Here is a 26220-nt window from a genome sequence, read left to right as displayed (position 1 = left end):
GCTCTGAAACCCAGCAAACTTTCTTTCGTGAAGCGTTAGCCGGACATGGACAATGCTTGCGCCAGCTCATTAAACGGATCACCATCTTCAACTTGTTCTGGCAACTGCCGCAGCGCTTCGTAAATTTTGGGAACAAGATCACATGCCCTGTCCAGGCCGGCATTCATCCCTGCTTGGTAACCGCCAAGCATTCGCAGATCGCGTGTTTCCTCATAATCTGAAATCATGCCCTTCAACCTGTGGATCAACTCGCGCTGCTCGGCAGTCCAGGCGCGTTGTGCAAGCCGCGAAGTCGACCTCAAGATATCGACTGGCGGATAGCGCCCCGCGTCGGCAATTGCGCGATCCAGAACGATATGTCCATCCAGCAAACCACGGATAGCGTCGGAGACCGGGTCATTGTGATCATCGCCATCCACCAGGACGGAGACAATTGCGGTGATACTACCGCTCCCCTCCGCCCCGGGACCCGCTCGCTCCAGAAGCTTGGCAAGATCAGAAAAGACACTTGGCGTAAACCCACGCGCAACTGGCGGCTCACCCGCAGCCATGGCCACATCCCGTGCGGCATGCGCGAAGCGCGTCGCGCTGTCGACGATCAAAAGAACTGACTGCCCCAGCGATCGATAATATTCGGCAACACTCATGGCCGTTTTGGGCGCAAGGCGCCGCATCATGGCACTTTCATCACCCGTGGCAGCAACCACGACGGACCGCTCCAGGGCATCGCCGAGCACATCATCTATAAACTCACGAACTTCGCGGCCGCGCTCGCCGACCAGCCCGACAACCACCGTGTCAAACTCTCCAAACCCTGCGAGCATTCCCAGCATCGTCGATTTGCCTACGCCCGATCCAGCGAAGATACCAACTCTCTGGCCCACACAAATCGGGGTGAAAAGATCGAGGACGCGAATGCCAGTTCGCACCGGCTTTTCGATCCTTCCTCGCTCCATCGGAGCTGGCGGCTCACGATCAAGCAGCCAAGCTTCGGGACCATAGGCAAGCGCGCCCTTATCATCCACGGCTTTGCCCAGCGCATTTACCACCCGGCCACGCCAACTCTCATGAGGGTGAATGGCCAGACCGCCCATCCGGTAGGCCCGGCATCCGATACCAATATCATTCGACCGATCAAAGGGCTTAACGACGACATCCTGCTCATCAAGAAGGATGATCTCACCCTTTCGGCAGACGTCACGTCCCTCGAAAACCACGAGATCCCCGAGGCAGACCGACTTGGAGAGACCTTTCACACGGAGCGAATCTGCAGAGACGTGTGTCACCCGCCCGCCGATCCGCACTGGTCCGATCTCCGTTTCAGCAGCAGCGATGGAAAGAGAAAGCCGATCAAGACTGTTCATGTGCCACCAAGGTTTCGTGGCGTTCCTGAAGCGCTTTCAGCACGTCGATCGGCAACCGATTGGACGAATGCGCGGCGATCGCCTCAAGTTGTTCCCCGGTTGGCATCTTCTCCCTCGTGGCAAGGGGTGCAACGTCGCCTTCGCTCTCCGTTGAGATCAAAGTCGCCGAGAGCCGCGTCAAATCCAGCGGGCCGGCTTGCGCGCTCGCCGTTGCCGCTCCGACTTCTGCGCCGAGAACATTCGAACTGCTGTTCTCAGGCTTCTTTGGTGGAACCGGTCGCGGAGGTGTATCCGTGTTGGACGCCATCGTCTGGCTAGGACGCAGAACATCTCCAGCTTCCTGCAACGCCGGGTCCGCAGCAAAATGCGTTTCAGCCGCTTGACCAACCATGGAATAGGCCGTCATGCCTGCCAGACCAAGCGGCCCGCCCAAAGCAAGCCCATACAGAGCGTTACCAGCAAATCTTGCGCCTTCAGACATTTGGTCACCCGTGACGGAACGATAAATCTCCGACACGCCCGGGATATGCTGCAAAGGGTTGAGAATATCGAGCAAGTCCGAAAACCCCAGCGGACGCTCACTTCCGCCGCCCTCACGAACCTCATTCGCGGGCCGAGACGCCGGCACGGGAACGCGCGCAGCTGCCCCCGGCTCAGTGAGGGCAACCCCCTGAACCAAACTCATGAGGTTTCTCCAAGTTCACGGATGGCGGTTTCTTGGGTTTGATTGCTCGCATCGATCATGCTGGTCGCGCTCTCGAAGGCCCGCGTGATCATGATCAGTTTCGTCATCTCACGAATGGGATTGATGTTGGCGCCTTCGACGTAGCCCTGCCGAATGCCATTCGTCGTGAAATCCTGAACAGGTCTGGCCGGCTTGTCTGGCACGACGCCAGAGTTGTCAGTTCTTGTCAGCTGCGCATCATCGTCGATCAGAAACAGGCCAATCGCACCAGCACCACCGTCTCCCTGGAGGATCTCTCCAGTCTGATCTATGTGCGGAGCTCCACCTTCCGGGTCGAGAAGAATTGGCAATCCTCCCGCATCCAGAACGTCATAGCCATTGACCGTTTTCAGCGCGCCATTGGCGTCCATCTCCATGCGCCCGTCTCTCGTGTAGGCAACACCTTCGGGTGTGCGGATCGCGAACCAGGCCTCTCCCTCGATGACAACGTCAAGCGGATTGTCCGTCTTCGTCAGACCACCAAACTGGCGTGAGATGAACATCTCGCCGGTCGAGGCATAGGCAACCTTGTCTTGCCCGGCCTTGGAAACCAGCTCGGAAAATTTGATCTCATCGGCACGATACCCGGATGTATTCATATTGGAGATGTTGCGAGAAACCGTCTCGAGACGGTTTGACAGGGCAACCTGCGCAGACAAAGCAACGTAAAGGGCGGATTGCATGGATCAGGATCCCCCCAATTTCAGGCTTTGAATGCTCGCCAACAGGCTTTCGCCAATGCTGATGGTCGTCGATGTACCGTTTGATATCTGCAGGTTGGGAACAGTGTCCAGGTTGGTACCGTTCTCAAGGTCATAAAGCGCGGAAAAACGCTGTAGCAATTCATCCACATACTCAGGATCCCCAAGCTGCTCGAAATCGATCTTTTCAGAGATGTATTCGGCCTGCTTGTCGATGTCCGACATTGCGAATTCGTCCGGCAAGCCGAGAGCGGTATAGACGGTTTCAGCGAGTGCCTGGTCTGCCAGAACGTCGTAAGCCGAGCTGATATCCGCAGCCTTTCGACTGAAATAGAGCGCCAACCGCACGCCTGCATTTGACTCGCCCTCACTCTCTTCCAAAGTCTGGCGGGCGTAGTTCTCCACCGTGCCTTCCTGCGCCTTGGAAAAGACGGTGGCGGTATCACCGTATCTGGCAAAATTGAAGGTCTCTGCAAAATTGACGTATCGATCATCCGCCAACTGATTGGCAAAGGCGGTGGTTTCATCCACCCCTTCCTCGAGCACCTTTCGCATGAAAGCCTTTGCGTAGGTCATCTCTTCGAGACCATGAGCTTTCATGGCGAACGCGAAGATACGATCATCTTCGAGAAAGTCATCGATGGAATCGATGTTCTCGATGTTCTCTAGATAGTAAGCGGTCTCCCGTTCCACAGTCGGTTCCTGTGCAACGATTTCTAGTGAACGGTCTATATTGCTCGAGACGAGCTGATACTGAAGCAATGTACTGATCATCGGTCATCTTCTTCATGCCGGAACGGAATTGAACGAACTCTTGCTCATTGAGCTTGTGTCAGGCTGACCCACCCCAATCGGCACCTCACATCGACAAGAAAGCTTCAGGCAAGTCTCGCCACCTAGCTTCGCCTCATCGAATTCAGACACGCACCAAATGGGGGCTGCCAGGTGACTATCGTTCTCGGCCTGATTATCGCAGGCGTTTCTCTTCTCGGCGGGTTTGCCGCACTCGGCGGCAAGGTTTCCGTTCTATGGCAGCCTTGGGAAGTTGTGATCATTGTTGGCGTCGCCATTGGCACCTTCGTTGTCGCCAACCCTCTCAAGGCCATCGTCGACACGCTGACCGCAAGCAGCGATGCACTCCGAAATGCAGTGCCCCGCAAGCGTGACTACCTCGACGTCCTCGCACTGCTTTACGGTTTGATGCGGGAGCTGCGCGCCAAAGGCCGCAATGAGATCGAGCCTCATATCGAGGATCCTCAGAACTCATCGATCTTCCAGAACTTTCCTGCAGTCCTGGGCAATCAGAAACTGACGACATTCGTCTGCGACTATTTCCGCCTGATCATTGTGGGCAACGCTCGTGCCCACGAGATTGAGGCACTCGTTGATGAAGAGCTTCACACGATCCATCGGGATCAGATGAAGCCTTATCATGCCCTTTCGTCCATGGCTGAAGCGCTTCCCGCGATCGGCATCGTTGCCGCCGTACTCGGCGTCATCAAGGCGATGGGTGCGATCGATCAGTCACCTCAGCTGCTTGGCTCTCTGATCGGAGCCGCCCTGGTTGGAACCTTCCTGGGCATTTTCCTCTCCTATGCGCTGGTCGGACCGGTCGCTGCCAAAATCAAGGCTGTGCGCGAGGCCCGTCTGCGCCCCTACATCGTGGTCAAGCAAACACTGCTGGCGTTTATCAACGGCGCCGCTCCGCAGATCGCACTGGAGCATGGTCGCAAGACCATCTCGGAATACGACCGGCCCACAATTGACGAAGTCGAAAGCGAGACAATGAACACAAGCGCACCGGCTGCGGACAACGTTTCGGAAATGCGTCAGAAGGGAGCTGCGTAACCTGATGATGGACGCCGCAACGACCGCCCCCGCCCCTGGCTCCGAACGGGCAATGATCACCGACCGGCTGCTAGATGCCGCTGGTATTTCCGTCGACCGCCTGCCGATGCTTCCGGTTGTCTTTGACCGCATGGCTCGCGTCCTCGCAGATGCAATGCGTCAGAAGTCGGCTTCTCCGTCCTACGTGTCGGTCAGCTGTGTTGAGAACGACCGGATCGGCGACGTCCTGGACGAGTTTGAATCCAACGCTTTGGTCGCAGTGCTCTATTCACCCGAATGGGATGCCCGCGTCCTCGTTGGCTTCGACCGCGATTTCATTTTCACCATGGTCGATGTCCTATTTGGCGCGGACGGCACCGAGCCGCCGATTGATGAGGAACGATCCTTTTCAAATATTGAAACGAGGATCGCCCGGACAGTCTTCGAGGTTGCCGCCAAGGCCCTTGAAGATTCCTTTGAACCAATTGCGAAGACCAAACTGAAGCTCGAGCGGATCGAAAGCCGCATGGATTTCGCAGTCGTTGGACGCAGAAACAACCCCGCGGTCGTCGCGCGGTTGCTGCTTCAGGCCATAGGCCGGGGTGGTGAAGTCTTCGTCGTCATGCCGCATGCAACATTGAACCCGCTGCGCCAACGCCTTTCGCAAGTTCTCGCTGGCGAAATGTCGACCCGCGACAAGCAGTGGACGCAGCACTTCCACAATGAAATTCAGCGCACCGAGGTGAAGCTCGAGGCAATTCTGGAAGAACGGGAAATGAGCCTTGGCGACATCAGCAGTCTCCGGGTCGGTCAAACGATCGAGCTTCAGGCCACCGCACACAGTCCTGTGACGCTCTCCTGCAATCAGCAACCGGTTTTCAACTGTCAGCTAGGCCAACTCAACGGGTCTTACACGCTGCAGATCGAAGACCTGATCCATGAAGAAAAGGATCTGATCGATGATCTCCGCTCTAGTTGACGGCGTTCTGCTACTCGCACTCGCCGTAACCACCTTCAAGATGGTTCACATGTACCGCGAGCTGAAACGGCTTGGTTCCTATCACAACGAGTACCAGCGCATTTTTGATCAGACCGCGTTGGCGCTCGACGGGATTGAAGTGTCAATTCAGGAACTCAATGTGCGCGGTGCTCAAGTTCTCAACGCGCTCGGCTCTCGCATGGATGATGCGCGTGAGCTCATCGCCGAGATTGACGGTTTGACGCGAGAAGCAAAGCGTCAGCAATCGGTGTTGAAATCCGAACTGAAAGAGCTCTCTAAAGAAACAGCTCTTCGGGAAAAAGCTGCGCGACTTGATCCGTCACTCCACGACGACCTCGACCTGTTCCAGGCGCCATCGGCTCCAGCCGAAGTCCTGGAAGACAGCCCTGGCAGCAATCGCAAGAACAGGTTTCTCAAAGACCGGCCCGTCGAAACGACTTCCTCGGAACAGCCTGGGCCCACGCCCACGCGCATCCACCGTATCGACAACACCTTGGGCAGTCCCTTTCGCTCGATTTCCATGCATCAGAAGGATGAACTGTGATGAACAACGACGACACAATTATCGACCACGTACCTCAGGATGCCGAACCAAAGGTCAACCCGGCAAGTGCTGCGACATTCGCCAAGGTCGAGAGCCCTGACAACGGCGATAAGGATCATGGCGCAGACCTTATGGGTGACGACCGCAATCTGGATACGATCCTCGGCATTCCGGTCAACATTCAGGTCGTTCTCGGTTCAGCAACGATGCTGGTCTCGAACCTGCTCAAGCTTGGTCGAGGCGCTGTTATTCCGCTCAACCACCGCGTCGGCGAGCCCATCGACATTGTCGTCAATGGCCGCGTGATTGCCCGCGGTGAAGTCGTGGTTGTTGAAGATGACAACTCGCGCTTTGGCGTTTCCCTGACCGAAATCATCAGCGCCCAGACCGGGGCTTTGGAAGCTTGAGGGTAATCCCCCGACATGAATGCGACCGTACAAATGACGACGAACCTGCCGGCAAAACCTCTCAACGGGGTGGAGAAGGTCGCAGCACTGCTGCTGTCACTCGGCAAGACGAACTCTGCGAAGTTGCTGCAACACTTCGATCAGGAGGAAATCCGCCTGATCACCGTGACGGCAGCGCAGCTCGGCAGCGTGCCGTCGGCGGAAATCGACAAGCTTGCTGATGAATTCATCAAGCAGTTCTCTGATGGCGCGAACCTTTATGGTTCCGCTGGAGAAGTCGAGAAAATGCTCGAGGGCGTTCTGCCGGAAGAGCAGCTCGCCGACATCATGTCCGACGTTCTGGGCAACTCCAATCGATCGATCTGGGATCGGTTGGCCACAGTCTCGGAAACCGTGTTTGCGAATTACCTCCTAAAGGAACATCCGCAAACCGCAGCTCTGATCCTGACCAAGATCAAACCCAGCGCAGCCGCAAAGGTTCTCGGCCAAATCAACCCTCAACTCAGAAATCAACTTGTGCGCCGCATGCTGTCGATCAAGGCCGTCGTGCCGGAAATCATGCGGGAAATCGAGAAAACCATGCATGAAGACTTCATGCTCAATCTCTCGGGCACCCTGGAGGCAGATTCCTACGCGAGAATGGCGGACATCCTCAACAAGATGGACCGCGATCACATGGAGGATGCCCTCGAGAACCTCAACGACGTTCGGCCGAAGACCGCCGAATTGTTGAAAGGCCTCCTCTTCACCTTCGACGACATCGTCAACCTCAATGCACGCACAAGGATGGCGATCTTCGACCAGATTCCGACAGACCGGATTGTCATGGCACTCAAGGGCACCGATGCGACGTTCCGGGAGGTCATCCTGTCCTCGCTGACCTCGCGTGCACGTCGCATTGCCGAGCATGAACTTGCCGGCGGTGAACCCGCAGCACAGAGAGATGTGCTGGAAGCCCGCAGCGCGATCACCAACCTGGCGCTCGAAATGGCGAGCCGTGGTGAGGTCGAGCTCAATCCGAAGCAAGACGAAGGCGCGTTCTTCAACTAGATCGGCCGCACAGCCGATCTATTAGCCGGATAAATATATGTCTGACGATCAGGATAAAGATTCAAAAACAGAGGAGCCGACCGAGAAAAAAATCCAGGACGCGATCGAGAAGGGCAACACACCAACTTCCAAGGAAGCCCCGGTCTTCGCATCTTTCCTGGCGATCTTGCTTATAGGAAGTTTTGTTCTTTCCTCCAGCGTCTCGAGCCTTGCGGCCCAACTGATGCAGATGATCGACAAGGCCGGAGGTTACAAACTAGGAATTGGCGCTGATGCACTTCTCTTGTCCCACGCGATCTCGTTGGAGGTCGGGCGTTTTCTTGCGCCGATTGTCGCAGTCATTGCTCTTGCCGGCCTCACCTCTGCATTTATGCAGAACAAGCCGCAGCTGGTGCTGCACCGGATCAAGCCAGACGGATCACGGCTCTCCCCGATCAAAGGCTGGAACCGTATATTCGGCGCACAAGGTTTCGTCGAGTTTCTCAAAGCGGTCTTCAAGTTTTCGACTGTCAGCGTTGTTGCGTTTCTGCAATTCCAGGCAAGCCAGTCAGGTCTGGTGAGCGCCATGTTCAGCGATCCCAGCACGCTCCCCGAACTGATCTTGCAGATCTCGATGAAGCTCGTCTCCGGCGTTTGCATCGTGACAATTGTGCTTGTGGCCGTGGACATCGCCTGGTCCAGAAGTCATTGGCGCAAGAACCTGCGCATGAGCAAGCAGGACATAAAAGACGAGCATAAACAGGCCGAGGGTGACCCGATCGTCAAGGCGCGTCAGCGATCTCTCGCCAGGGATCGCGCCCGTAACCGCATGATGTCTGCCGTTCCGGAGGCAACCTTGGTCGTGGCCAACCCGACGCACTTTGCCGTTGCGCTTCGATATGAAAGCGACACCATGGCCGCTCCTGTCGTTGTCGCGAAAGGACAGGATCTCATCGCACTCAAGATCCGGCAGATCGCTGAGGAAAATGAGATACCTGTGATTGAAGATCGAGAGCTTGCAAGGTCGCTTTTCGCAAGTGCCGAAATAGATCGTATGATTCCAGCCCAGTTTTATAGGGTGGTTGCAGAAATCATCTGTTATGTGTACTCACGCCGGGTCGACGCTGTTGTATAACTTGGCGTATCACGAGAGTGAAAGTATGCAGGGATCATCAGAAGATCGCGGTGAGCCGCTAAATTCGGAAAACGCTGACCGCATCCGGAAAGAGGCGATTGCCGTTGCGCTTGCGCCGTTCACCGCTGAAATGAAGCTGGTGGACGTGATCGATCTCGTTGCCTACGTTCGAACCGAAAAACATGCCAATATCTCCGACTTGATCAAGTCGTCTGCGGAGCTGTTCTTCAAGGAAGGCACCATACGCTACGGTATGGGTGCGAACGTCGAGCTTGACTGGGATACGAAACCCACCATCGGCCTGGACCTGGAGTTCTTCAACATGGGTGTATGGGTCTACCTGACCCTCATTCTGAGCTCCCCGGACAATGCCCTTAATGTGGCATATATCGAGTTCACCGGCTCTAGCCCAGATGATGAAGAAGAAGACAATACGCAGCGCCTTCTGACTGCTCTTCAGGACTCTCGGCTCTGAAAGAACGCTTCCACCAGGCGCCGAATGTCTGCTCCTCGGCATTACCGGTTTTGAAAACAGATCAAACGAACCGGACAAAAAAGACCGCGAAGGATGCGATCCCTCCGCGGTCAAATAGTATGCGACAGCTCATGAATCCACTGGGTGGCGTCAGTGCGTGATCACGACATCCTTGTCGAAGTAATTGAACTCCTCCACCAGCACGTCCTGAATCACATCAGATCCGATCCTCTGGTTCGCAATATCTTTTAGATGGCTCGTCAGTGCGTCCAGGTCGTAGCGCTCGAGCCTTTTGAAGTCGAGCGCCTCGTCCGCGTAGATGCGGCGGAAAGCTTCATCAATGAGGAACGGATGTGGCGGTACCGGAAGCTCCCTCAACGCATCAGCGTCAGCGGTAAAGACGAGCTTGGCAACCACATAGCCCTGCAATGCTCCGTCGGACAGGATCGGCACATTGACAGGGCGTATTGTCTCGTAATCCAGACCACCAAGACCGGCCGTCTCCCCCTCGGAAGCGGCCATCTTGTCGTTCATCCAGTAAACGGTGGCATAACTCGACCCCAATGCGGCAATTGGCATCCAGAGGCCGACAACAAGCATCTTAATCATGCGCAACACCTGGAGATAATCGGCTGTAGGTCCCGTCGGAATCTGCTTCGAGCATCGATCTTGCCAGAAGTTCGGTGATCTCCTTCATCGCCTTCATGTGATGAGACAGGAGTTCCATGTTTTCAGAAAGATCCTGTTTCAGTTCCTGCAAGAGATCCGTCACCTCCTGATCGTGCAGAACCGTAGGCAGAGATGCACGCGCACGAGCAAGATCCAGCAAGGCCTGGCTCTTGCGATGTTCGAACGTTCTCAAGCTTCTGTTCTCGCCATTTCGCAGCGCCTGTGTTTCAGCCCGAACGGCCGAAATCGAGCGTTTGATAGCTGTCGTAAACGCGGCGAATGCAGCCTGTGGCAGAACAGCAGCGGAAGGAGGAGCGGCAGGCTCCAGGGCTTGATCAGACGTCATGCGTTGTCCTTGAGTGTAGTGCTGAGAAGGTGTGCGATACCGACACCGCCACTGGCGGCGATCTGATTGCCGACTTGTTCAGCCAGCATCGATTTCCAGATCTCGCCGGTCGCGCCCTCACCAAACACTTGGCCGGCGTCATCGGGCAGCATCGTTTCCACAAACTGATGCAGGACCAGAGCCTCGAATTTCTCGGCAGGCGACTGAGATGCAGATCGGACGACGCTGGAGGTATCTCGTGTCGACGATGTTGATGCAAAACTCGGGAACTGACCCGGTCCCATCGCCTCGGCGAAGGACAGTCCTCCCGCTCCCGATGATCGTGACAAACGGCTGAGCTTTGTCGTGGCCTCCCTGAGTTCAAGGGGATCCGCGGCCCGAGACACCTCGAGTATGAGGTCTGAGGGTGGAGAGATAGCCATTAGAGAAAACTCCAACTGCATGTTTGAAGGAACTTGAGCGAGGACACCGCGGCCAAGAACTCGACCTGCAACCGCTCGCTAGCCTTTGAAATCTATGCTCCGCAACTTGCGGGAAGCTTGTGTTCGCCGCCCAAGCTGCTGCGACAAGAGTTCGGACAGCCGGTTGTCTTCCTCGACCCTTCGATCGGAAGCGCGCATCCGCGCCAGACGTTGCTCGATGACTTGCAGCATCATGCGCTGGCGCGTGTATTCGCATTCGACCTTCGCCCGCGCAACGGTCAACTCCCCCTGCTCCTCGGCGATCGTTTTCAGCCGCTGAGCAGCATTCCGAATAAACCGTTCCTGCTGTGCCAGATCGCCCTTCGCCAAGGCATCAAGAACCCTTTCTTCGCGCTCAACCAGTTCTTCTGCCTGTGCGTCCAGTTTTTGAAGCAGCCAGGAAGACAGAAGACACAGCTGCTGCTGCAGTTTCAGCATCCGAGCAATTTCGTGAGTATTTTTTTTCATCAGGTCAGCCCAGTTGTAGCCAGGTAAAATAACCGTCCAGGAAAAGCGTGATGGCTTCAGCCGAGACGAGGAAGAGGAGATACATGCCGCCCGCAATGACGAAGGGCATGGAGATGAAGTAGACGGGGATCTGGGGAGTGAGCTTGTTGACCATCCCGATCGCGAGGTTGACGACGATCGTGTAGACGACGAAGGGACTACAGATGCGCAGGGCCAGCACAAAGGTGGCAGAAAGCTGATCCGCGAAACGCTCCAGACCAGAGACGACATCAATTTCGCCGCCAGGCGGCAACGTCTCATAGGAAGCAGCAAGCCCCTTGAGCACCTCCCAGTGCTGATTGGTGATAAAGATCATCGCCGTCGCGGTCAGTGTCATCAAACTGGCCAACGGAGGCAGCGCCTCGCTGCCCTCGATCGACATTCCCGGCATGTTTGACAGCCCGATCGCCATGGAAACCAGGGTCGCCAGTGTCTCCATGGCAACGAAGAAAATGCGCCCGAGAAAGCCGATCAGAAAGCCCGTGAAGAGCTCACTGACAATAAGCCCACCGACGGTCACGAGAGATTGGTCAGGCAAGGCAGCCTGCATGGTCGGCAGCAACATGGGCGAGAGCGCAAGCGTGACAGACAAGGCGATGAACAGCCGGATCCGCATTGCGACCCTGTCGCTTGAGAACCCTGGAATGATCATCAAACACGCACCTATCCTGCAGAACAGCAGGAAGGTCGCCAACAAAACCGTGGTTCCGAAGCTGCCAAGCAGCGCCCCGGCCAGCATCAGGAAACGCTGCCGAGGGCATGAACGTCAACGCCTCGAGCAATCTCCAGATGGGAAAGAACAGGAAGCGTCGGGAACATGCGCTCCACGATCATGCGGACATAGGGACGTGCATCTGGCGCCGCAACAACAGCAAAACGCTTGCCATCATTCATGTGCTTCTTCACGGCCTCGGACATCTGAGAGCCAAATTCTTCCACCAGCTGAGGCTCGATATCGAACTCGGTAACCTCACCCTTTGCGTCTCGCTTCAGGCTCTGATGGAACACCAGATCCCAGCGGTTGCCGAGCCGGAGAATGTTGAGCGGCCCGCCCTCGGCAAGGTCGCCACATATCTGCTGAGCGACACGCATGCGCACATGCTCGACTACCTGTTCGGATCGTCTGACATGCGGCACGATTTCCGCCACGGCTTCAAGGATCAGATGAAGGTTGCGGATCGAGACCCTTTCCGCCAGCAGAAGCTTGAGAACTGCCTGCAGGCCTGAATAGGAGGTATGTGCAGGACAGATGTCGTCAAGCAGCTTGCGGTACTCCGGATCCAGTCGATCGAAGAGGTTGCGCATGTCTTTGTAGGAGAGCAACTGCGGCAGGTTGTTACGAATGACTTCGCTGAGATGGGTTAGGATAACCGTGTTGTTTTCCGCGGGCGTCAAGCCGCCCCTGACGATTTCTTCACGATAGGCCGCTGGCACCCAGAAGGCCGGCATGCCAAACGCCGGTTCCCGGGTCGGGTCGCCAGGAACAGGGAGCTTCTCGTCATTTGAAGAAATCACGAGAAGCTCACCCACCTTCAGCTGCTGCATGACGACGACAGTGCCATGGATCTTGATCTGGTAGCTTTTGGGATCAAGCGTCAAACTGTCGGTCACCCGAATATCGGGAACGACAAATCCGTATTGCTCGGCAAACTTTCTCCGCATCTTTCCGACGCGCCGCGACAGCTCGCCATGCTTTGCAAGCAACTGGCCGGCAACCTGCTTGCCAAGGCAAAGTTCGATCTCGGCGGTCTTGAGAGACTCCTTGACCGATTCCCGGGACTCTTCTTTTTTGATAGCGGCAGCCGCCGCCGCTTTCTCTTCTTCCACAAGCTTGCGGGCCGCCAGACGCTTGGGGATTGCATATCCGGTGAAGCCCATCACAGCGGCAAGCATGGCAAAGGGCAAAAACGGCAGGCCAGGCATAATGGCAAAGATAGCCATCAAGATACCCGCCACGAAGAGCGCACGAGGATAGCCGCCCAATTGCCCCAGAACGGCTTTGTCCGTCGTTCCGCGCGTGCCCCCTTTGGACACAAGCAGACCTGCTGCAAGTGAGACGACAAGTGCGGGAATTTGGGAGACCAGACCGTCGCCAACCGATAGCTTGGTGAAAACGTCGGCGGCATCGCCTGGGCTCATGTCATAGCGCGTTATGCCGATAATCATTCCGCCAAGAATATTGACCGCAGTAATGATCAGACCCGCAATCGCATCGCCGCGAACGAACTTGGACGCACCATCCATCGCGCCGAAGAATGAACTTTCTTCTTCAAGCTCACTGCGCCGACGCTGGGCTTCCTTGTCATTGATGAGGCCGGCCGACAAATCGGCGTCAATGGCCATTTGCTTGCCCGGGATCGAGTCGAGTGTGAAGCGCGCGCCAACCTCGGCGATACGTGTTGCACCCTTGGTGATCACCAGAAAATTGACGGTGATCAGGATCGCAAACACGATCAGGCCGATCACAAAATCCCCACTCATCACGAACTGGGAAAAGCCGTTGATCACGTAGCCGGCGGCATCCAGACCTTCATGGCCATCAGCGAGGATAACGCGGGTGGTTGCAATATTGAGCGACAGCCGCAGCATCGTCGCAATCAAAAGCACCGTCGGGAAGGAAGAAAACTCGAGCGGCTTGCCGATCCACAGTGCCACCATCAGGATCAGCACTGAAAGAGCGATGGAAAATGCCAAGCCAACATCGATCAGAAACGTCGGAATTGGAAGAAACAGAACCGCCAGGATCATGACGATTCCGATTGCAAAGCCGACATCGCGTCGACTTTCTGATGAGGTAGAGGCGGGCGAAGACAGGGCGGTGTCGGACATCTATTCTCTCGGTGAGCCTGGAACTTTCGAGAGAATGCAAGTCGAAGCTTGCGCGAGCATGGAGCGCGGTGTCCAGTTCAGCAAACTGCCCTAAAAACCATTCTCGATCCGGCCGTAAACCAGCACGGTCAAATAGTGGATCTGGCCTCCAATGAACGGCCCCGCAACGACAATCATCACCAGGATCGCCAGAATCTTGGGAATGAAGGTCAAGGTGACTTCCTGAACCTGCGTCAGCGCCTGAAGCAGTGCAATGCCGATCCCGACCACCATTGCAGGAATGATGGCCGGGGCGGAGCCGACAATAATCGTCCAGATTGCCGCCCTGACCATATCAAGTGCATCGATTTCATTCATGGCTCAGGAAATCTTCACGCCACCGCCGAGAAGAATGCCCTCGCCCGTATCGAGACCAAGCACGGTGCCGTCATCGTAGATCTCGACCGACTCGACCGTTCCCGTCGTGCCATTCGCATCGGTGACAGTACGCCCGAGAAGATCATCAACCTGGCCGAAAGACATATTGGCCAGCAGGGTTTCCAGCTTTGAATTTGTCTCGATGGCCTGCTCAACCTGCGAGAAGCTCGCCAGCTGGGCCAGCTGCTCGGAAGAATCCACTGGGTCTGTCGGATCCTGATTTTGCATCTGCGCCATCATCAACTGCAAAAAGGCCTCATAGTCGACAGTCAGCTGTTCCTGCGCAGAACTTGCGGCCGACGTGGTAGTGGTCGTGGTCGCACTTACGGCATCAACACTCATGAATTCATCCTTCTCAAACCGCTGCAAGGATTCTTGCGGCAACTTTTCTGTTGTGTGTGGGGGACATCAGATCGTCTTCGATCGGATAGAGGTTTCTTACGAGTTTCATTGCCTCGAACCAGCGGCCATCGCCGGCGAGTGCGGCAACTTCATCCAGACCGTCGAGAACCTCCTCATCCGAAAACCCTCGACGAACAGACAGAAGCACCATTTCAAAGAGATCTCTCATCATCGGCGCCGAAGTCGGATCCATCACCATGGACTGGAGAATGAAATAGATCTGACGCAACGGGGTTGTCGCTTCATTCTGTTGCAGGATGTGTCCTTCGAGCAAAAAGACCGCATCGTTCATCAACTCAAGCTGTGTCTTGCGTTCGGCGCGGATCACCGCACCATTGAGAAAGAGCCTTTCTCCTGCCTTTAGGCCAATCTTCATGAGGAAGCTCCTTGAAGGCTGTCGCGGATGATTGAGTTGATCTGGATAAGTCCGTCGAAGGTCTGCACCTCGTTCTTGCGAATTTTCTCGATTTCCTTCAGCACCCAGATTCCGACTGAAATAAGATCCGCACGCAAGGCCGTCGGCAGTGCGTTCGCATCATCACTCAAGCTTTCCATGAAGTAGGTCCAAAGACGGCGGGTGTTGAAGATCGCCTCTACTGCCTCACGAGATTGAGTGCCCTTTTCGCGTGCGACTTCCAGCATGCCGATCACGATATCCATCGCCTCGGCCTCGTTCATTCGGTCGTCAGAGCAGATCTCATCCATCGTCTCGGCATAGGACAGATTGTACATGGCGCCTCTCTTGGTTTCCTGTCATTGCAATGCGGCTTCACACCGCTTGAAAATCTCAGAGGTAGTTGATGATGCTCAGCTGCTGGATCCTGGCGCTGATCGCGTAGGTCGTTTCAAGCTGCGTGATCGCAGTATTCAATCGGACCGAGGTCTCTTCGAGATCGACATTCTCGAGTGCATTGACGCGTTCATTGAGAATGTCGGTTTGGATCGAGAGACGGCCGCTGGCTTGAGAGACACGCTCCTGTGCAACGCCAATCTCGCCCTGCAGGCTGGTCACGCTGGCAATCGCTGATCCCAGCATGCTGATCGCCTTATCAACCACCGTCTTGAAGACTTCGGAATCGAGGTTCACGTTCCCCAGGTCGGACATCATCGTATAGACTTGGGCCAATTCGCGGAAAGCATCTTCATTCGCACTGACGGACGTACTCAGAACCTCACTGGTCGAAATCCGGCTCTCGACTTCCAGGTCTGAGGCCGTTGACCAATTGGTTCCCCACGCCGGATCGGCGAACATGTTCGCAAAGTTGCCGGTCAGGTAAGTGTCCATCTGAGCAACGGTGATACCGGCAACTGCCGGGTCGTCTTGGGCGAAACCAAATTCTGCGAGAAAAGCTGCGTCGGCAGCCACTTTGTTGGACGACGCAACATCGGTGTAATCGGCAACCGGAACCTCATCCGTATTGAGGCCCGCAAACAGGTAACTACCATTCAACTGGGTATTGAGACGCGAGATCAGCAATTGCATGCCGCCCTCGGCCTCGGCCTGCGTGACCGACGCGGCTCCATCGCTATCGCGCACTGCAACGAGCGAAGCTAGAAACTCCTCGGAATTGGTTCTGATATCGCTCAAGGCAGCCTGGCTGATATCAAGCCGCGACGCCGTCAGTGCATTCGTGTCAATGATGGAATGCAGATAGTAGAACTCAGAGCGAAGGGTCACCGCCTCGCCTGTACGGCTGCCAAGATCAAGACCGACGTCTGCCTTGCGGCCGGACGACAGCTCGATCTGGAGCGTATTCACGGTATTCGCCTGCTTCATCATCTGAGTCCGGGCAGAGTCAGACATCGAAATGGTAGAGATATAGGTGGTTTTCATCGCACTTAACTCGCACTGGCCAGGAGATCGTCGAGCATATTGTCGACTGCGGAAATCAGTTTGGCGGCTGCGGCATAGGCCCGCTCGATATCAAGGAGAAGCGTCATCTCCTCATCGATGTTGACACCCGTAGTGTTCGCGAGGCTTTCCGCTGTGCGGCTGACAATGACAGATTGGACTTCCAGATCGCTGGTGGCGCTCTGCCGGTTGCTCTCAAGCCAGCCAACGGACGAGCTCGCAAATCCGGTCAGCGTATCGGTCGGATCGAGTTCCACGCCGGCATCGAAGACCCGAGGCTCATCAAGCGCATCAAGAAAATCCTGATAGCGTCCGGTATATCCGGCGAGATCGGTCGGGTTGTAGTCATAGTCCGGGTCGAGCGGGTCGGAGATACCTCCATCGCGGAGGAGGTCCAGATTGCCGCCCTGATCCGGATCGGCGTTAGCGTTGATCTGGATATCAGCCGCGAGCCCGGAAGACAGAGTGCTTGTCGCCGGCACGGCTGGAGCACCAGACCATGTAAAGAGGCCTGCTTGATCCGATCCGGCGCCACCGCTTTGGTCGGCCTCGGCGAAGCTTTCGATGAGGCCGCGCGCGATTTCGTCCAGCTGGCTTTGATAGGTTGGGGCAATCTCATCACGCAGTTCGGTCAAGCCATACAATCGACCGCTCGTGGTCGGCATGATCGCGTCAACGCCGGCCACCGGCACACCATCGACATAAACCGAATTGCCCGTTGTTGTGGCGAAGAATGTATTGGTCGGCTCGAAGCTGACCTCGCGCGCCGTCGTTTCAAAAAGAGTTACACCACCATCTGTGTAGACCACGACATCCCCATCCGTGCGGGTCAGCGTGGTGATGCCGATTTCCTCAGAGAGCGCCAGCAGAACCTGATCTCGCGAGTCCAGGGCATCTGTGATGTCATTCCCACTCTGGTTGCCGCGAACAATGATCGTATTCAGGTCCTCAAGCTGGCCAAGCAATTCGTTGATACTGTCGACTGAGTCCGCAATGTCGGCGTCCGCATCGGCCCGAACGTCCTGCACCGCCTCGGAAGATTCGTTCAACGACGTCACCAGGTCGCTCGCAGTCGAAAGGAGGTCCTGGGCCAGGATGGTGTCATTAGGGTCGGCGGCCGCATTCTGCAGTGCCGTCTTAAGGTCTCCAAGAAGCGCCGAAGGCGACATCTCCAACTCTGTGTCGCCAATCGTTTCGGCCAGTACTTCGAGCCCCTCCAGGATTGCCTCTTGAGACGTTCCAACAGCGGTAGACTGAAGCAGGGATGCGTATAGAGCATCGTCGGTCACCCGACCGATGCCCTCGACTTGAAGGCCACTTGTCTGACCGCTTTCAGAGATAACGGTGCTGAGTAAAACGGACTTGCGGGAATATCCTGCATCTTGCGCGCCGGCGATGTTGCGCGACACCGTAGATGTTTCGGTCTGCCGGGCGGCAAGCGCCGACTGTGCGACCTGAAGGGCGACTGAGAGGCTCATTTTTCAACTGCTCTGTTAGAACGGAACACTAGCGAACAAGGTTGACCAGCTCTTCGAGGAGGTCCGAGCCCGCCTTGAAGACTTTGGAGTTGGCCGTGTAGCTGCGCTGGGATTCGATCATGGAGGTCAGTTCTGAGGCGAGATCGACATTCGACCCCTCAAGTGCACCGACTGCCAGATCGCCAAGACCACCCTCACCGGGGAAACCGACGCGAACATCACCACTTTCAGTCGAAACCTGATAGATGTTGCCTGAAAGCGGCGTCAGCTTGTCAGGACTTGCCACATCCGCCAGCGGGATTTGATAGATCGCGCGGCGGTCGCCGTTTGCATAGATCGCATAAAGAACACCGTCGTCGTCAAACTCGACGGAGTCCACCGCGCTCGGCGCGTTCCCGTTGGCCTCTACCTCGGTTACGGTGAAATCGGCAGCCAGATAGGTGGAACCGGACAGATCGATATCGAATGTGCCGCCATTGGGTACAGTGATATTGATGTCGGTCGGACTTGCACCCGTCAGCTCGCCTGTCGTCATGTCAAACGTCAGGGTCTGCGTCGACAGTGCAGCTGAGCCATACGGGAACCCGCCACCTGCGGCCGCATCTTCAGAATTGAAGATCGCGACTTCCCATTCACTGTCCGCAGCCGTCTCGGTCGTCTTGCTGTAGTAGACATCAAGGGTCAGTTCGTTGCCAAGGTTGTCGTAAACGACCACTGAGGTCTTGGCCGAATAGGTCGACGTCGCAACGTTGGCCGAAGGAAGATCCGCCGGGGCCACGATCGTTGCGCTCTCTGGCACGTTGGTCCAGAGTTTCGCACTGTCGGTCGCGGTCGCATCAAGCTGGTTCTGCGAGATATTGACCGACTCAAGACCGCCGAGGCCGTTGGCAATGGTTGTCGGCGTGGCACCATCGGCGATGGGGTACCCCTGAAGGTAATAGCCTGCGGTGTTGAGAAGATAGCCTTCCCCGTCGGGAACGAAGGAACCAGCCCGGGTCAGAACCGGTGTGCCATCACCATCGGCAACAACAAAGAAACCGTTCCCATCAATGCCAAGGTCAAGCTTCGAGGTCGTAAAGCTCATCGAGCCCTGATCCGAGATCGAATAGACCGTGTGCGCTTGAACACCACCGGAGTTATAACTGCCGCTGCTCTGCGCCAGGACCATGGAAGAGAACTCAGACTCGGCCTTCTTGTAGCCAGTCGTATTTGAGTTCGCGATGTTGTCAGCCACCGTTCCCAGCTTGCTCGACTGAGCATTCATGCCAGAAACACCTGTGCGCATTACGCCATAAAGACCCATGGATCGTCTCCCGTATCCGAATTTCCTGGAGACAATTCAACAACGGCAAACTTGCGTGAGGCTGTAAACGAGAGCCACATCAAAAATATTTTAAACTATAGATTTTATTATAATTTTAGATATCAGAGAAAAATCCGAAATATACCGAAAAGAAGACTTTTCTAGCGGCAGAAATTTCGTGATTTTTCAGTCCACTGACCGAAACCAGAAGCAACCATATTAGTTATAACGCGGCAAACGTATCTCTTCTGGGCAGGGTTGTTGTTTGGCCCAGCGTGATATCTTGCGACCGCCATTGTCCAGGAGCCTTGCCGTTTTCGCAAATCATTTAAAAACCGGGCGGCATATTGCACGTTGGCTCGTGGTTCCAACATGTGCTCGACCGACCGAAACTCATCACCATGATAGTAGTGATTGATCTGCATGCAGCCGACATCAATCAGCTTTTTACCGCTCTTGCGAGCCTGACGAAAGTCCTTCAGCGCAGCAGCGGCGCTCGGTGGAAATTTCGACTTGCCTTCAATGTTCAGAGCAAACGGATAGAGCGAATTGCGCCGTCCCGTTTCCGTCAGTCCCACGGCATAGAGAACCCCAAGCGGCACTTTGTAGGTGCGCGCCGCAGAAATCATTTCGCTTTCACAAACGTTCTGGACTTCCGCGTGAAGCGGATCGATGCCAGGAAGTGAAAGGCTAGAGATAAATGTCGCCGTTGCGACGGTCAGAAGCATCGTCTTCATCACGCACACCTCCTGAATTTGGATCTATAGGAACAGCTTCGCCATCTCCCGAAGAAGAACCAGACGACCGTTGTTCATTTTCACTGTCGCGACCCGAGGCACCATCAAATGCTTGGCCACCTGAGGAAGGTTCACCCTGATTGCTGCCCCCGGCCTGCTGGCTCGGCTGCGGTGAAGTGACAGGCCGATCATCTGCAGCTGCCTGGATCGTGATGGCGTCGGGCTTGTAACCTGTCGCGCGCAGCATCTGATCGAGCATCTGCCGATCCTGTTTCAAAAGCTCTGCAGTTTGCGGATTGCTTGTCTTCACCGTCACTTCAACGCTTTCGCCAACAAGGCGAAGCGACACTTTGACGGTTCCAAGCTCGATCGGTGTCAGCTGAATGTCCAGGGTCTTCAAAACCGGGCCTTCAGTCTTGACCGCAGCCGCCCGTGCACCGATGCCGCCAGCTTCTGCCGCCTCCCCCAGGCTGAAGATCAAACGTTCACCGACTTGCTGTATCGGCGAGAGCCGTTGCGTCGGCGCGAAATGCGTTTCCTGGCGCAGAATCTTCACTGAACCGGCAGGTAAGGAAGCTCCCTCGGCGCCACTCTTGCCGGTATTGCTGATCCGTTCTGCAAGCCCTTCGACGGCTCCCTTGTTCGCAGCGGCCTCCTCTGGAACGGCAAATTGCGAAAACAGCCGGTCAGCGTTCTGAGACTTCGGCGCGTTTGAGCTCGACGGCATCGCTACCGTCGAGGCAGCATTGGCAACGGCTGAAGCAGCTCCCGATACCGCTGCGCCAGTATGAGGTCTTTGGCCAGTATTGGACTGACCTGGTGGTGTCATCGCCGTTGCAGACGGCTCGCTACCTTGTCGTGGAACCGCAAGAGATTCCCGCGTATTTGGCGCAACTGAACCGATCACCTTGGCGAGATCATTCGCGAAGGACTGCGCTGCAGTTCCGGCTTCTTGTGCCGTTGCGCCATCAACGGAGTGTGTGGCCACCAAAACATCCTCCGGCGAAAGGTTGCCAGCGTCTGCCGCTCCTGTGTCAGACGAAGCAGCGTGTTGGCTGGCCATACCACCGCCGTTCTTCATCGACTGCAAGAGGTCGAGAAAAGCATTGTCACCATCACCGCTCTTGGCGTCATTGCCTTCCGGCTCCTGTCGGCCCTCAGGCTTCGCCGTAGACTTCAAGTTCTGGATCAACATAGCTGTTCCGATGGTCATGACTTCAGCTCCCAATCTTCGCCAGCAGTTCATCGGTTGATGAAATCAGGTCGTCAGCACGGCTCATCACCGGCAGAACCCACCTCTCATCTGACGGCGGCGCCATCTTCTCATAGACGCTGAACTCGCCGATGATGCCTTCAGGCGGGGCGGGCCAGCTGCGAACCGAATTCAGCACACGATACACCGCTGCCATTAGATCTTTTTCTTCACGCGAGAGATCGTTCTCATCGATCGACCAAAGCAGATTGCGGGTCTGTTTGATGTCCTCAAGCTCGACCAATGCGCCGGCACGATAGAGTTTGAACAGTGCTTCTTCGTGCGATCCAGACATTGCCAAGGACATGGCTCTATCCGTGGCTTTTTCGACGATGTCCCTCTGCCCGCTAAGAACAGCGGTACGGGCCAGGCGCAAATACAAAGACCGCCGCGTGTCCTCGTCGAACTCCGCCAGAAGGCTCTCCAAAAGGGCAAACTTGCCTTCGCTCTCGCCGAAACCGAGACTGTCGAGCGCAAGCGAGAACCGACGCTGGAAATCTCCTGCGTAGATGGATCCTCTGAATCGGCGCAAATAGCGAAGGGAAAGAGACTGAAACCGTTCAATGTCACCGAGCTTGCCAGCGACGAAAACCTCGCGCCGAAGTGCAGCCTCCTCGATCAAGGTGCCTGGCATGAGGAGACGCGCGACCGAAAGGAACTCCATGGCCTCGGCCGGTTGCTCCTTGACCAAGACGGCTGCCTTGATGAGGGCAACGTGACCACCCAGCGCAGATGGCAGATCCATCGGATCAATGTCGCCAAGATGCACCACGACATCCTCTTCGCGCCCTTCGACATAGGCCAAGGCCCCTTCCATCAATGCGGCGTCGACCGCAGGCTGGGGATCAAAAGCCCTCAAGCGATAGACGATCTTTGGATGTCCTCCGCTTAACACGTGAACAATGGCAGCCCGTGCGTTGCGCGGCTCTTGCCAGGTCTCCGCGGGCAAACCTTGAAAATACTCATCCATTTCAAGCAGCAAGGCCCGCTGCGTCTTCAAGGCGTGACTGTTGCCTTCAGCGACCTTGGCCTGGAGGGACTGAAGCGTGCGTACCATCTCATATGGTTGTTTTGGCATAGGTTCGCTGGCGTGCCCCATCGCCGGAAACAGCAAGGCGAGCAAAACCGCGAGCACGATTGCAAAACTGAGCGCATGGCATTGGCTGGAGTGCATCAGTCTGTCTCCCTGATCAGGATTTCAACGCGCCTGTTTGCGGCGGCTTTAGGGGCGGCAGGTAACTTGAGATCACGGTCCGCATATCCTTCCACCCGCTCGAAGCGCGAAGTCGAGACACCACCGCGTGCCAGCATGTAGAGCGCCATATGGGCTCGTGCCGACGAGAGCCGCCAGTTGTCATATGCCTTCGTGCGGTAGGGTCGCGCGTCCGTATGCCCCTTGATGACGATCGCACCATCTGCACCTGCCAGTTCCTTGCCGATACGGCCTAGGAGAGCTACCAGCTCCGGACGCGGTTCCGCAGAACCTATGGCAAACATGCCAAATGCCTGGTCATCCGTGAGGGAGATCAGAAGGCCTTCATCAGACCGCGAGACACTGACGTGGTCCACTGTTGCTCCAAGACCGGACTCTGCGGCCTGGTCAAGAACAGCCTCCACACGCGACGCAACGGCCGTCATGCTGTCCTCAAGCGCCTCTTCGGAAATTTCATACAGTTCATTCGTTTCGCCCGCGGCAACAAACTCGGTCTCTTCAAACTCGCCTTCACCACCGTCGAAGTGGGCGAGAATCTCCGGGACAGAACCCTCGTCGATTTCGATCGCGGAGTTGTCGTGGCGCTGCCGATCAAATGACGGGTCAGCTGCCGGCGTCGGCGTCAACCCACCGATCACACGCGGCTGTGTCGATTGCTCGCCCCCGGTCCGCTCCGAACCGAGATCCCGGTTCGGCAGGAACTGCCAATAGAGCGGATCGAACGGATCCCGAAAGGCATCTCCGCCCTGGGCACCTGCTTCCCGCGCCTGCCCTGCTCCGATGGCAGTGGGCATATCCACATCACCAAGATCGACTGCCACCGTTTGAGCAAGCGTATCGAGAACCGCATACGGATCATTGAAAAGCCGTTCTTCCGAATGGCTCGCAGCAAACCGTCCTGCCGAGACTTCGGCACCCTGTGCCCCGTTAGCCTCGGAACCACCTTCCGGGGCTCCGCCCGCACCAAGGTCGCCCTCCGGCTGATCCGCTCCATTTTCATTCGTGTCCCCCGCCACATTCGGGTCATTCAGACCTTTCTGGTTGGGAGCTGTAGAGGCGAGCTTCACCGGATTGAAGTACTGTGCAACGCCACGTCTGACGCTGTCGTCGGTGACATTGATCAGCCACATCACCAGAAAGAAAGCCATCATCGCCGTCATAAAATCGGCATAGGCAATCTTCCATACCCCGTGCTGTCCACCCTCTTCTTCCCAGGCAGCTTTCCGGCGGACGATGACGATTTCATTTGGCTGGTTATCTGGCGTCATTTTTCGGTTGCTCCTGCCTCTGAGATCATGGACAGCCAATTCGACAGCTGGCTTTCGACAAGCGTGTCGTTCAGCACCACTCGCAGATCGCCGGTCGCTGCTTCTTCCGTTTCGATGCGCGAGGCCTCTGGTCCAAGCTGTTCGACGAGCCGTTCAAGCAAGGAAGCGGGACCTTGCACCTTTATGCGCAGCGCCTGCTCACGATCCCAAAGGTTCTTAAGAGTGCTGGCAAATGAGCCCACCACGATCTCGCTCAGGCGCTCTTCGACCAGAGGTCCAAGCAGACTTGCTAGGGACGCAGCCAGGCGCTGTTCGAGGCCGACGAACTCCTTTTGAAGCCCTTCGGCCATCATCTCGGCATAGTGTCGATCGGTCGTATCGCGAAGCTCTTGAAGCTGCGCCTGATGCTCTTCTTGCAACGCCTTGAGCTGCGTTGCGATGCTTTCTTCGGCAAGCCGCGTTCCCTCATCAAGCCCGCGTCGATAGGCCGTTTCCGTGAGGTCTTCCTGACCGGTGTTTTCCGGCTCTGGGGCATGCACCACATCAACGAGCATGGCCGATGCATTCTCGAAGGACTTAAGCGAGGCTTCGGAAATGACGGGAATATGAGCTGCGATCGACGTCATCACGCGTTCTCCCCGTCATAAAGCCACTGGCGAAGGATCGCAGCTGACTGCTCTTCGTTGTACTCGAGCAAGGACTCTAGCTTCTTGAGCGGAGACTGGTTCATCTTGCTGGTCAGATCCTGCAGCATGTCGGAGTGATCCGGCGGCACCAGGTAGGCCTGCTCGGCATATTCGCCTGTTGCGGTCTGCTCTTCACCCTCGGCCGGAAGCATCGCAAGCTCTGCAATCTCCGTTTCCGATTTGGTGATTTGCGGGACCAAAACAGCGACTGCGGGACGCAAGCCAAACCAGACCACCAGCGCCGCGACTGCGAGGATAGCGACGGCATTGATGATGTTGCCGGACTGCCGCAGAAGATATTCGGAAACCGAAAGCGGTGGGATTGGCTCGAGATCGCGGCCTCCATTGACGAAGTCAACTAGTGAGACTTTCACATGGTCGCCGCGCGCATCGTCGACACCGGCCGAGGATGCCGCCAACTCGCTGATTTCTATAAGCTGTGCCTGCACCTGTTCTTCTGTCGGATCGCCTCCGAGCGAAGCATGTAGCCTTGCGCGATCTACAAGGACGGCGATCGAAAGGCGTTCAACCTTGTAGCCATCCTGCGAGGTCTCGATCCGTTTGGAGGAGATCTCGTAGTTGACGGTCTCCTCACGGCGCTGGTTTTCCTCGGAGGATCGCTCGCCATTGTCGGCATCGACCGTTTCCTCCGGAAGGTTCTGTTCCACCGTCGTCGGCGCTTCGACGCTGGAGTTCTGAGCGTTCTCGCTTTCGCGAACCGAACGCACCGAGCGCTCGGTGCGCGAATCCGGATCGAAAATCGTTTCAGCGATGTGCCGGCGATCCATATTCAAATCGGCGGCAACGCTGACCTCGAAATTCTCAAGGCCAAGATAGGGCGTGAGCGTCTTTCGAATGCTCTCCTGGATACGGTTGCTAACTGCGGTTTCCAGACTGGCCAGCTGGCCTGCCGACGCCTTCGCGGGGTCCTGCCCAGCCGCAAGGATACCGCCGGATGTGTCGAGGACCGTCACCTTGTCAGCTTTCATCCCAGGCACGCCAGCGGCAACCAAGTGGCGAATGGCGTCCGCAGTGCGTATGTCGTCGGGTATATCAGACCGGATTACCACGGAAGCGGATGGCGGTTGCTGATCACGCCGAAAGGAGCCTTTTTCCGGAAGCACGATGTGAACCCGCGCGGCGCGGACGCCCTGCATCAGCTGAATCGTACGGGCAAGCTCGCCTTCAAGCGCACGAACTCTGGTCACTTCCTGCATGAAGGACGTCAGTCCGAGCGATCCCAGCTCATCGAAGAGTTCGTAGCCGGCATCTGCACCACGTGGCAGGCCTTTTTCGGCAAGCAACATACGCGCTTTGGCCGTGGATCCATGGTTGACCATGACCGCCGTACCATCGGAACTGACATCATAATCGATGCCGGCATCCTGCAGGGCTGATCCGATACGGGTCACGTCCTCGCCCTCAAGACCGGTATAAAGCACCGCCTGTTCGGGTCGGCTGAGGTAATAGGCACCGACCCCGACCGTCAGGATCGTCGCCAGCCCGATAAGCGCAAGCGCCATCAGCCGCTTGGCGCCGAGTTCTTGTAAGTTAGCCCAGAGTTTTTCTGCGTGTTCACGGCCTGGCATTCCAC

General features: G+C 56.4%; 30 protein-coding genes. 7 read left to right on the top strand and 23 right to left on the bottom strand.

Going from position 1 to position 26220, the window contains the following annotated elements:
- Nucleotides 1-35: 35 nt before the first annotated feature.
- The 4 genes from fliI to ABJZ52_RS00650 are packed head-to-tail and all read right to left on the bottom strand — an operon-like array spanning nt 36 to nt 3563.
- A complete protein-coding gene (fliI, locus tag ABJZ52_RS00665; protein ID WP_348187293.1) occupies nt 36-1364 on the bottom strand; it encodes a flagellar protein export ATPase FliI in 1329 nt (442 codons plus the stop codon).
- Nucleotides 1351-2049, bottom strand: a complete 699-nt coding sequence (locus ABJZ52_RS00660; RefSeq protein WP_348187292.1) for a hypothetical protein — start codon at nt 2047-2049, stop codon at nt 1351-1353. Before ABJZ52_RS00660 ends, fliI begins: the two co-directional genes overlap by 14 nt.
- A complete protein-coding gene (gene flgF / locus ABJZ52_RS00655) occupies nt 2046-2771 on the bottom strand; it encodes a flagellar basal-body rod protein FlgF (RefSeq protein ID WP_348187291.1) in 726 nt (241 codons plus the stop codon). Before flgF ends, ABJZ52_RS00660 begins: the two co-directional genes overlap by 4 nt.
- Before the next feature lie 3 nt (nt 2772-2774).
- The gene (locus ABJZ52_RS00650) at nt 2775-3563 is read right to left on the bottom strand and encodes a DUF1217 domain-containing protein (RefSeq protein WP_348187289.1); all 789 of its coding nucleotides are present in this window, start codon (nt 3561-3563) and stop codon (nt 2775-2777) included.
- Between the two features lie 171 nt (nt 3564-3734).
- On the opposite strand from ABJZ52_RS00650, the gene motA reads away from it, so the two are divergent.
- The 7 genes from motA to ABJZ52_RS00615 all read left to right on the top strand — a co-directional run bounded on the left by motA (nt 3735) and on the right by ABJZ52_RS00615 (nt 9206).
- On the top strand, nt 3735-4637 hold the full coding sequence (gene motA / locus ABJZ52_RS00645) for a flagellar motor stator protein MotA (protein WP_192109476.1): 903 nt from the start codon (nt 3735-3737) through the stop codon (nt 4635-4637).
- A gap of 4 nt (nt 4638-4641) precedes the next feature.
- Nucleotides 4642-5595 carry a FliM/FliN family flagellar motor switch protein gene (locus ABJZ52_RS00640; protein WP_192109475.1) on the top strand — a complete coding sequence of 318 codons (954 nt, stop codon included), beginning with the start codon at nt 4642-4644 and terminating at the stop codon, nt 5593-5595.
- Nucleotides 5576-6160: a hypothetical protein gene (locus ABJZ52_RS00635; RefSeq protein WP_348187286.1), complete on the top strand. Its 585-nt coding sequence runs from the start codon at nt 5576-5578 to the stop codon at nt 6158-6160. Before ABJZ52_RS00640 ends, ABJZ52_RS00635 begins: the two co-directional genes overlap by 20 nt.
- A 131-nt stretch (nt 6161-6291) precedes the next feature.
- Nucleotides 6292-6567 carry a flagellar motor switch protein FliN gene (gene fliN / locus ABJZ52_RS00630; RefSeq protein WP_209004141.1) on the top strand — a complete coding sequence of 92 codons (276 nt, stop codon included), beginning with the start codon at nt 6292-6294 and terminating at the stop codon, nt 6565-6567.
- Nucleotides 6568-6582: 15 nt separating this feature from the next.
- Nucleotides 6583-7617: a flagellar motor switch protein FliG gene (locus tag ABJZ52_RS00625; protein WP_348187284.1), complete on the top strand. Its 1035-nt coding sequence runs from the start codon at nt 6583-6585 to the stop codon at nt 7615-7617.
- A 37-nt stretch (nt 7618-7654) separates the two neighbouring features.
- The gene (flhB, locus tag ABJZ52_RS00620; RefSeq protein ID WP_348187282.1) at nt 7655-8731 is read left to right on the top strand and encodes a flagellar biosynthesis protein FlhB; all 1077 of its coding nucleotides are present in this window, start codon (nt 7655-7657) and stop codon (nt 8729-8731) included.
- Between the two features lie 25 nt (nt 8732-8756).
- Complete coding sequence (locus ABJZ52_RS00615) at nt 8757-9206, top strand: hypothetical protein (RefSeq protein WP_348187280.1); 450 nt, start codon at nt 8757-8759, stop codon at nt 9204-9206.
- A 150-nt stretch (nt 9207-9356) separates the two neighbouring features.
- Here the strand turns inward: ABJZ52_RS00615 and ABJZ52_RS00610 are convergent, their stop codons facing one another.
- The 19 genes from ABJZ52_RS00610 to fliF all read right to left on the bottom strand — a co-directional run bounded on the left by ABJZ52_RS00610 (nt 9357) and on the right by fliF (nt 26215).
- A complete protein-coding gene (locus ABJZ52_RS00610; RefSeq protein ID WP_348187278.1) occupies nt 9357-9815 on the bottom strand; it encodes a hypothetical protein in 459 nt (152 codons plus the stop codon).
- Nucleotides 9808-10221, bottom strand: a complete 414-nt coding sequence (locus ABJZ52_RS00605) for a hypothetical protein (RefSeq protein WP_348187276.1) — start codon at nt 10219-10221, stop codon at nt 9808-9810. The genes ABJZ52_RS00610 and ABJZ52_RS00605 overlap by 8 nt, the downstream gene beginning before the upstream one ends.
- Nucleotides 10218-10643, bottom strand: a complete 426-nt coding sequence (locus ABJZ52_RS00600; protein ID WP_348187274.1) for a rod-binding protein — start codon at nt 10641-10643, stop codon at nt 10218-10220. The genes ABJZ52_RS00605 and ABJZ52_RS00600 overlap by 4 nt, the downstream gene beginning before the upstream one ends.
- A gap of 78 nt (nt 10644-10721) precedes the next feature.
- On the bottom strand, nt 10722-11150 hold the full coding sequence (locus ABJZ52_RS00595; protein ID WP_348187272.1) for a flagellar biosynthesis protein R: 429 nt from the start codon (nt 11148-11150) through the stop codon (nt 10722-10724).
- A 4-nt stretch (nt 11151-11154) separates the two neighbouring features.
- Nucleotides 11155-11928, bottom strand: a complete 774-nt coding sequence (gene fliR, locus ABJZ52_RS00590) for a flagellar biosynthesis protein FliR (RefSeq protein ID WP_348187270.1) — start codon at nt 11926-11928, stop codon at nt 11155-11157.
- Nucleotides 11928-14018, bottom strand: coding sequence for a flagellar biosynthesis protein FlhA (gene flhA, locus ABJZ52_RS00585; RefSeq protein ID WP_348187268.1), 2091 nt, complete (start codon nt 14016-14018; stop codon nt 11928-11930). Before flhA ends, fliR begins: the two co-directional genes overlap by 1 nt.
- Nucleotides 14019-14108: 90 nt before the next feature.
- Nucleotides 14109-14375 (bottom strand): flagellar biosynthetic protein FliQ, encoded by a 267-nt coding sequence (locus ABJZ52_RS00580; protein ID WP_153772079.1) that lies wholly within the window; start codon nt 14373-14375, stop codon nt 14109-14111.
- 3 nt (nt 14376-14378) lie between these two features.
- The gene (flgD, locus tag ABJZ52_RS00575; RefSeq protein ID WP_348187266.1) at nt 14379-14777 is read right to left on the bottom strand and encodes a flagellar hook assembly protein FlgD; all 399 of its coding nucleotides are present in this window, start codon (nt 14775-14777) and stop codon (nt 14379-14381) included.
- A gap of 13 nt (nt 14778-14790) precedes the next feature.
- Nucleotides 14791-15213 carry a flagellar biosynthesis repressor FlbT gene (flbT, locus tag ABJZ52_RS00570; RefSeq protein ID WP_348187264.1) on the bottom strand — a complete coding sequence of 141 codons (423 nt, stop codon included), beginning with the start codon at nt 15211-15213 and terminating at the stop codon, nt 14791-14793.
- A complete protein-coding gene (flaF, locus tag ABJZ52_RS00565; RefSeq protein WP_348187262.1) occupies nt 15210-15569 on the bottom strand; it encodes a flagellar biosynthesis regulator FlaF in 360 nt (119 codons plus the stop codon). The genes flbT and flaF overlap by 4 nt, the downstream gene beginning before the upstream one ends.
- Before the next feature lie 55 nt (nt 15570-15624).
- The gene (locus tag ABJZ52_RS00560) at nt 15625-16671 is read right to left on the bottom strand and encodes a flagellar hook-associated family protein (RefSeq protein ID WP_348187260.1); all 1047 of its coding nucleotides are present in this window, start codon (nt 16669-16671) and stop codon (nt 15625-15627) included.
- A 5-nt stretch (nt 16672-16676) separates the two neighbouring features.
- The gene (gene flgK, locus ABJZ52_RS00555) at nt 16677-18167 is read right to left on the bottom strand and encodes a flagellar hook-associated protein FlgK (protein WP_348187258.1); all 1491 of its coding nucleotides are present in this window, start codon (nt 18165-18167) and stop codon (nt 16677-16679) included.
- A gap of 28 nt (nt 18168-18195) precedes the next feature.
- Nucleotides 18196-19470, bottom strand: a complete 1275-nt coding sequence (locus ABJZ52_RS00550) for a flagellar hook protein FlgE (protein ID WP_348187256.1) — start codon at nt 19468-19470, stop codon at nt 18196-18198.
- Between the two features lie 161 nt (nt 19471-19631).
- Nucleotides 19632-20207: a transglycosylase SLT domain-containing protein gene (locus ABJZ52_RS00545; protein ID WP_348207987.1), complete on the bottom strand. Its 576-nt coding sequence runs from the start codon at nt 20205-20207 to the stop codon at nt 19632-19634.
- Nucleotides 20161-21420, bottom strand: a complete 1260-nt coding sequence (locus ABJZ52_RS00540) for a flagellar hook-length control protein FliK (RefSeq protein ID WP_348200065.1) — start codon at nt 21418-21420, stop codon at nt 20161-20163. Before ABJZ52_RS00540 ends, ABJZ52_RS00545 begins: the two co-directional genes overlap by 47 nt.
- 4 nt (nt 21421-21424) lie before the next feature.
- On the bottom strand, nt 21425-22633 hold the full coding sequence (locus ABJZ52_RS00535; RefSeq protein ID WP_348184429.1) for a chemotaxis protein: 1209 nt from the start codon (nt 22631-22633) through the stop codon (nt 21425-21427).
- On the bottom strand, nt 22633-23940 hold the full coding sequence (locus ABJZ52_RS00530; RefSeq protein WP_348184428.1) for a MotB family protein: 1308 nt from the start codon (nt 23938-23940) through the stop codon (nt 22633-22635). Before ABJZ52_RS00530 ends, ABJZ52_RS00535 begins: the two co-directional genes overlap by 1 nt.
- Nucleotides 23937-24566 (bottom strand): hypothetical protein, encoded by a 630-nt coding sequence (locus ABJZ52_RS00525; protein WP_348184427.1) that lies wholly within the window; start codon nt 24564-24566, stop codon nt 23937-23939. Before ABJZ52_RS00525 ends, ABJZ52_RS00530 begins: the two co-directional genes overlap by 4 nt.
- Nucleotides 24566-26215 carry a flagellar basal-body MS-ring/collar protein FliF gene (gene fliF / locus ABJZ52_RS00520; RefSeq protein WP_348184426.1) on the bottom strand — a complete coding sequence of 550 codons (1650 nt, stop codon included), beginning with the start codon at nt 26213-26215 and terminating at the stop codon, nt 24566-24568. The genes ABJZ52_RS00525 and fliF overlap by 1 nt, the downstream gene beginning before the upstream one ends.
- Nucleotides 26216-26220: the final 5 nt, after the last annotated feature.

Origin of the sequence: Roseibium sp. (assembly GCF_039982295.1) — a bacterium.
Taxonomy (GTDB): domain Bacteria; phylum Pseudomonadota; class Alphaproteobacteria; order Rhizobiales; family Stappiaceae; genus Roseibium.
The sequence above is the reverse complement of the archived record's forward strand: the minus strand, read 5'-3'. Positions and strand labels throughout refer to the sequence as shown.

What these genes read in the sequence shown, in the direction of transcription:
- fliI (WP_348187293.1), bottom strand. Translation starts at nt 1,364, where the DNA reads ATGAACAGTCTTGATCGGCTTTCTCTTTCCATCGCTGCTGCTGAAACG.
- ABJZ52_RS00660 (WP_348187292.1), bottom strand. Translation starts at nt 2,049, where the DNA reads ATGAGTTTGGTTCAGGGGGTTGCCCTCACTGAGCCGGGGGCAGCTGCG.
- flgF (WP_348187291.1), bottom strand. Translation starts at nt 2,771, where the DNA reads ATGCAATCCGCCCTTTACGTTGCTTTGTCTGCGCAGGTTGCCCTGTCA.
- ABJZ52_RS00650 (WP_348187289.1), bottom strand. Translation starts at nt 3,563, where the DNA reads ATGATCAGTACATTGCTTCAGTATCAGCTCGTCTCGAGCAATATAGAC.
- ABJZ52_RS00640 (WP_192109475.1), top strand. Translation starts at nt 4,642, where the DNA reads ATGATGGACGCCGCAACGACCGCCCCCGCCCCTGGCTCCGAACGGGCA.
- ABJZ52_RS00635 (WP_348187286.1), top strand. Translation starts at nt 5,576, where the DNA reads ATGATCTCCGCTCTAGTTGACGGCGTTCTGCTACTCGCACTCGCCGTA.
- fliN (WP_209004141.1), top strand. Translation starts at nt 6,292, where the DNA reads ATGGGTGACGACCGCAATCTGGATACGATCCTCGGCATTCCGGTCAAC.
- ABJZ52_RS00625 (WP_348187284.1), top strand. Translation starts at nt 6,583, where the DNA reads ATGAATGCGACCGTACAAATGACGACGAACCTGCCGGCAAAACCTCTC.
- flhB (WP_348187282.1), top strand. Translation starts at nt 7,655, where the DNA reads ATGTCTGACGATCAGGATAAAGATTCAAAAACAGAGGAGCCGACCGAG.
- ABJZ52_RS00615 (WP_348187280.1), top strand. Translation starts at nt 8,757, where the DNA reads ATGCAGGGATCATCAGAAGATCGCGGTGAGCCGCTAAATTCGGAAAAC.
- ABJZ52_RS00610 (WP_348187278.1), bottom strand. Translation starts at nt 9,815, where the DNA reads ATGATTAAGATGCTTGTTGTCGGCCTCTGGATGCCAATTGCCGCATTG.
- ABJZ52_RS00605 (WP_348187276.1), bottom strand. Translation starts at nt 10,221, where the DNA reads ATGACGTCTGATCAAGCCCTGGAGCCTGCCGCTCCTCCTTCCGCTGCT.
- ABJZ52_RS00600 (WP_348187274.1), bottom strand. Translation starts at nt 10,643, where the DNA reads ATGGCTATCTCTCCACCCTCAGACCTCATACTCGAGGTGTCTCGGGCC.
- ABJZ52_RS00595 (WP_348187272.1), bottom strand. Translation starts at nt 11,150, where the DNA reads ATGAAAAAAAATACTCACGAAATTGCTCGGATGCTGAAACTGCAGCAG.
- fliR (WP_348187270.1), bottom strand. Translation starts at nt 11,928, where the DNA reads ATGCTGGCCGGGGCGCTGCTTGGCAGCTTCGGAACCACGGTTTTGTTG.
- flhA (WP_348187268.1), bottom strand. Translation starts at nt 14,018, where the DNA reads ATGTCCGACACCGCCCTGTCTTCGCCCGCCTCTACCTCATCAGAAAGT.
- ABJZ52_RS00580 (WP_153772079.1), bottom strand. Translation starts at nt 14,375, where the DNA reads ATGAATGAAATCGATGCACTTGATATGGTCAGGGCGGCAATCTGGACG.
- flgD (WP_348187266.1), bottom strand. Translation starts at nt 14,777, where the DNA reads ATGAGTGTTGATGCCGTAAGTGCGACCACGACCACTACCACGTCGGCC.
- flbT (WP_348187264.1), bottom strand. Translation starts at nt 15,213, where the DNA reads ATGAAGATTGGCCTAAAGGCAGGAGAAAGGCTCTTTCTCAATGGTGCG.
- flaF (WP_348187262.1), bottom strand. Translation starts at nt 15,569, where the DNA reads ATGTACAATCTGTCCTATGCCGAGACGATGGATGAGATCTGCTCTGAC.
- ABJZ52_RS00560 (WP_348187260.1), bottom strand. Translation starts at nt 16,671, where the DNA reads ATGAAAACCACCTATATCTCTACCATTTCGATGTCTGACTCTGCCCGG.
- flgK (WP_348187258.1), bottom strand. Translation starts at nt 18,167, where the DNA reads ATGAGCCTCTCAGTCGCCCTTCAGGTCGCACAGTCGGCGCTTGCCGCC.
- ABJZ52_RS00550 (WP_348187256.1), bottom strand. Translation starts at nt 19,470, where the DNA reads ATGGGTCTTTATGGCGTAATGCGCACAGGTGTTTCTGGCATGAATGCT.
- ABJZ52_RS00545 (WP_348207987.1), bottom strand. Translation starts at nt 20,207, where the DNA reads ATGAAGACGATGCTTCTGACCGTCGCAACGGCGACATTTATCTCTAGC.
- ABJZ52_RS00540 (WP_348200065.1), bottom strand. Translation starts at nt 21,420, where the DNA reads ATGACCATCGGAACAGCTATGTTGATCCAGAACTTGAAGTCTACGGCG.
- ABJZ52_RS00535 (WP_348184429.1), bottom strand. Translation starts at nt 22,633, where the DNA reads ATGCACTCCAGCCAATGCCATGCGCTCAGTTTTGCAATCGTGCTCGCG.
- ABJZ52_RS00530 (WP_348184428.1), bottom strand. Translation starts at nt 23,940, where the DNA reads ATGACGCCAGATAACCAGCCAAATGAAATCGTCATCGTCCGCCGGAAA.
- ABJZ52_RS00525 (WP_348184427.1), bottom strand. Translation starts at nt 24,566, where the DNA reads ATGACGTCGATCGCAGCTCATATTCCCGTCATTTCCGAAGCCTCGCTT.
- fliF (WP_348184426.1), bottom strand. Translation starts at nt 26,215, where the DNA reads ATGCCAGGCCGTGAACACGCAGAAAAACTCTGGGCTAACTTACAAGAA.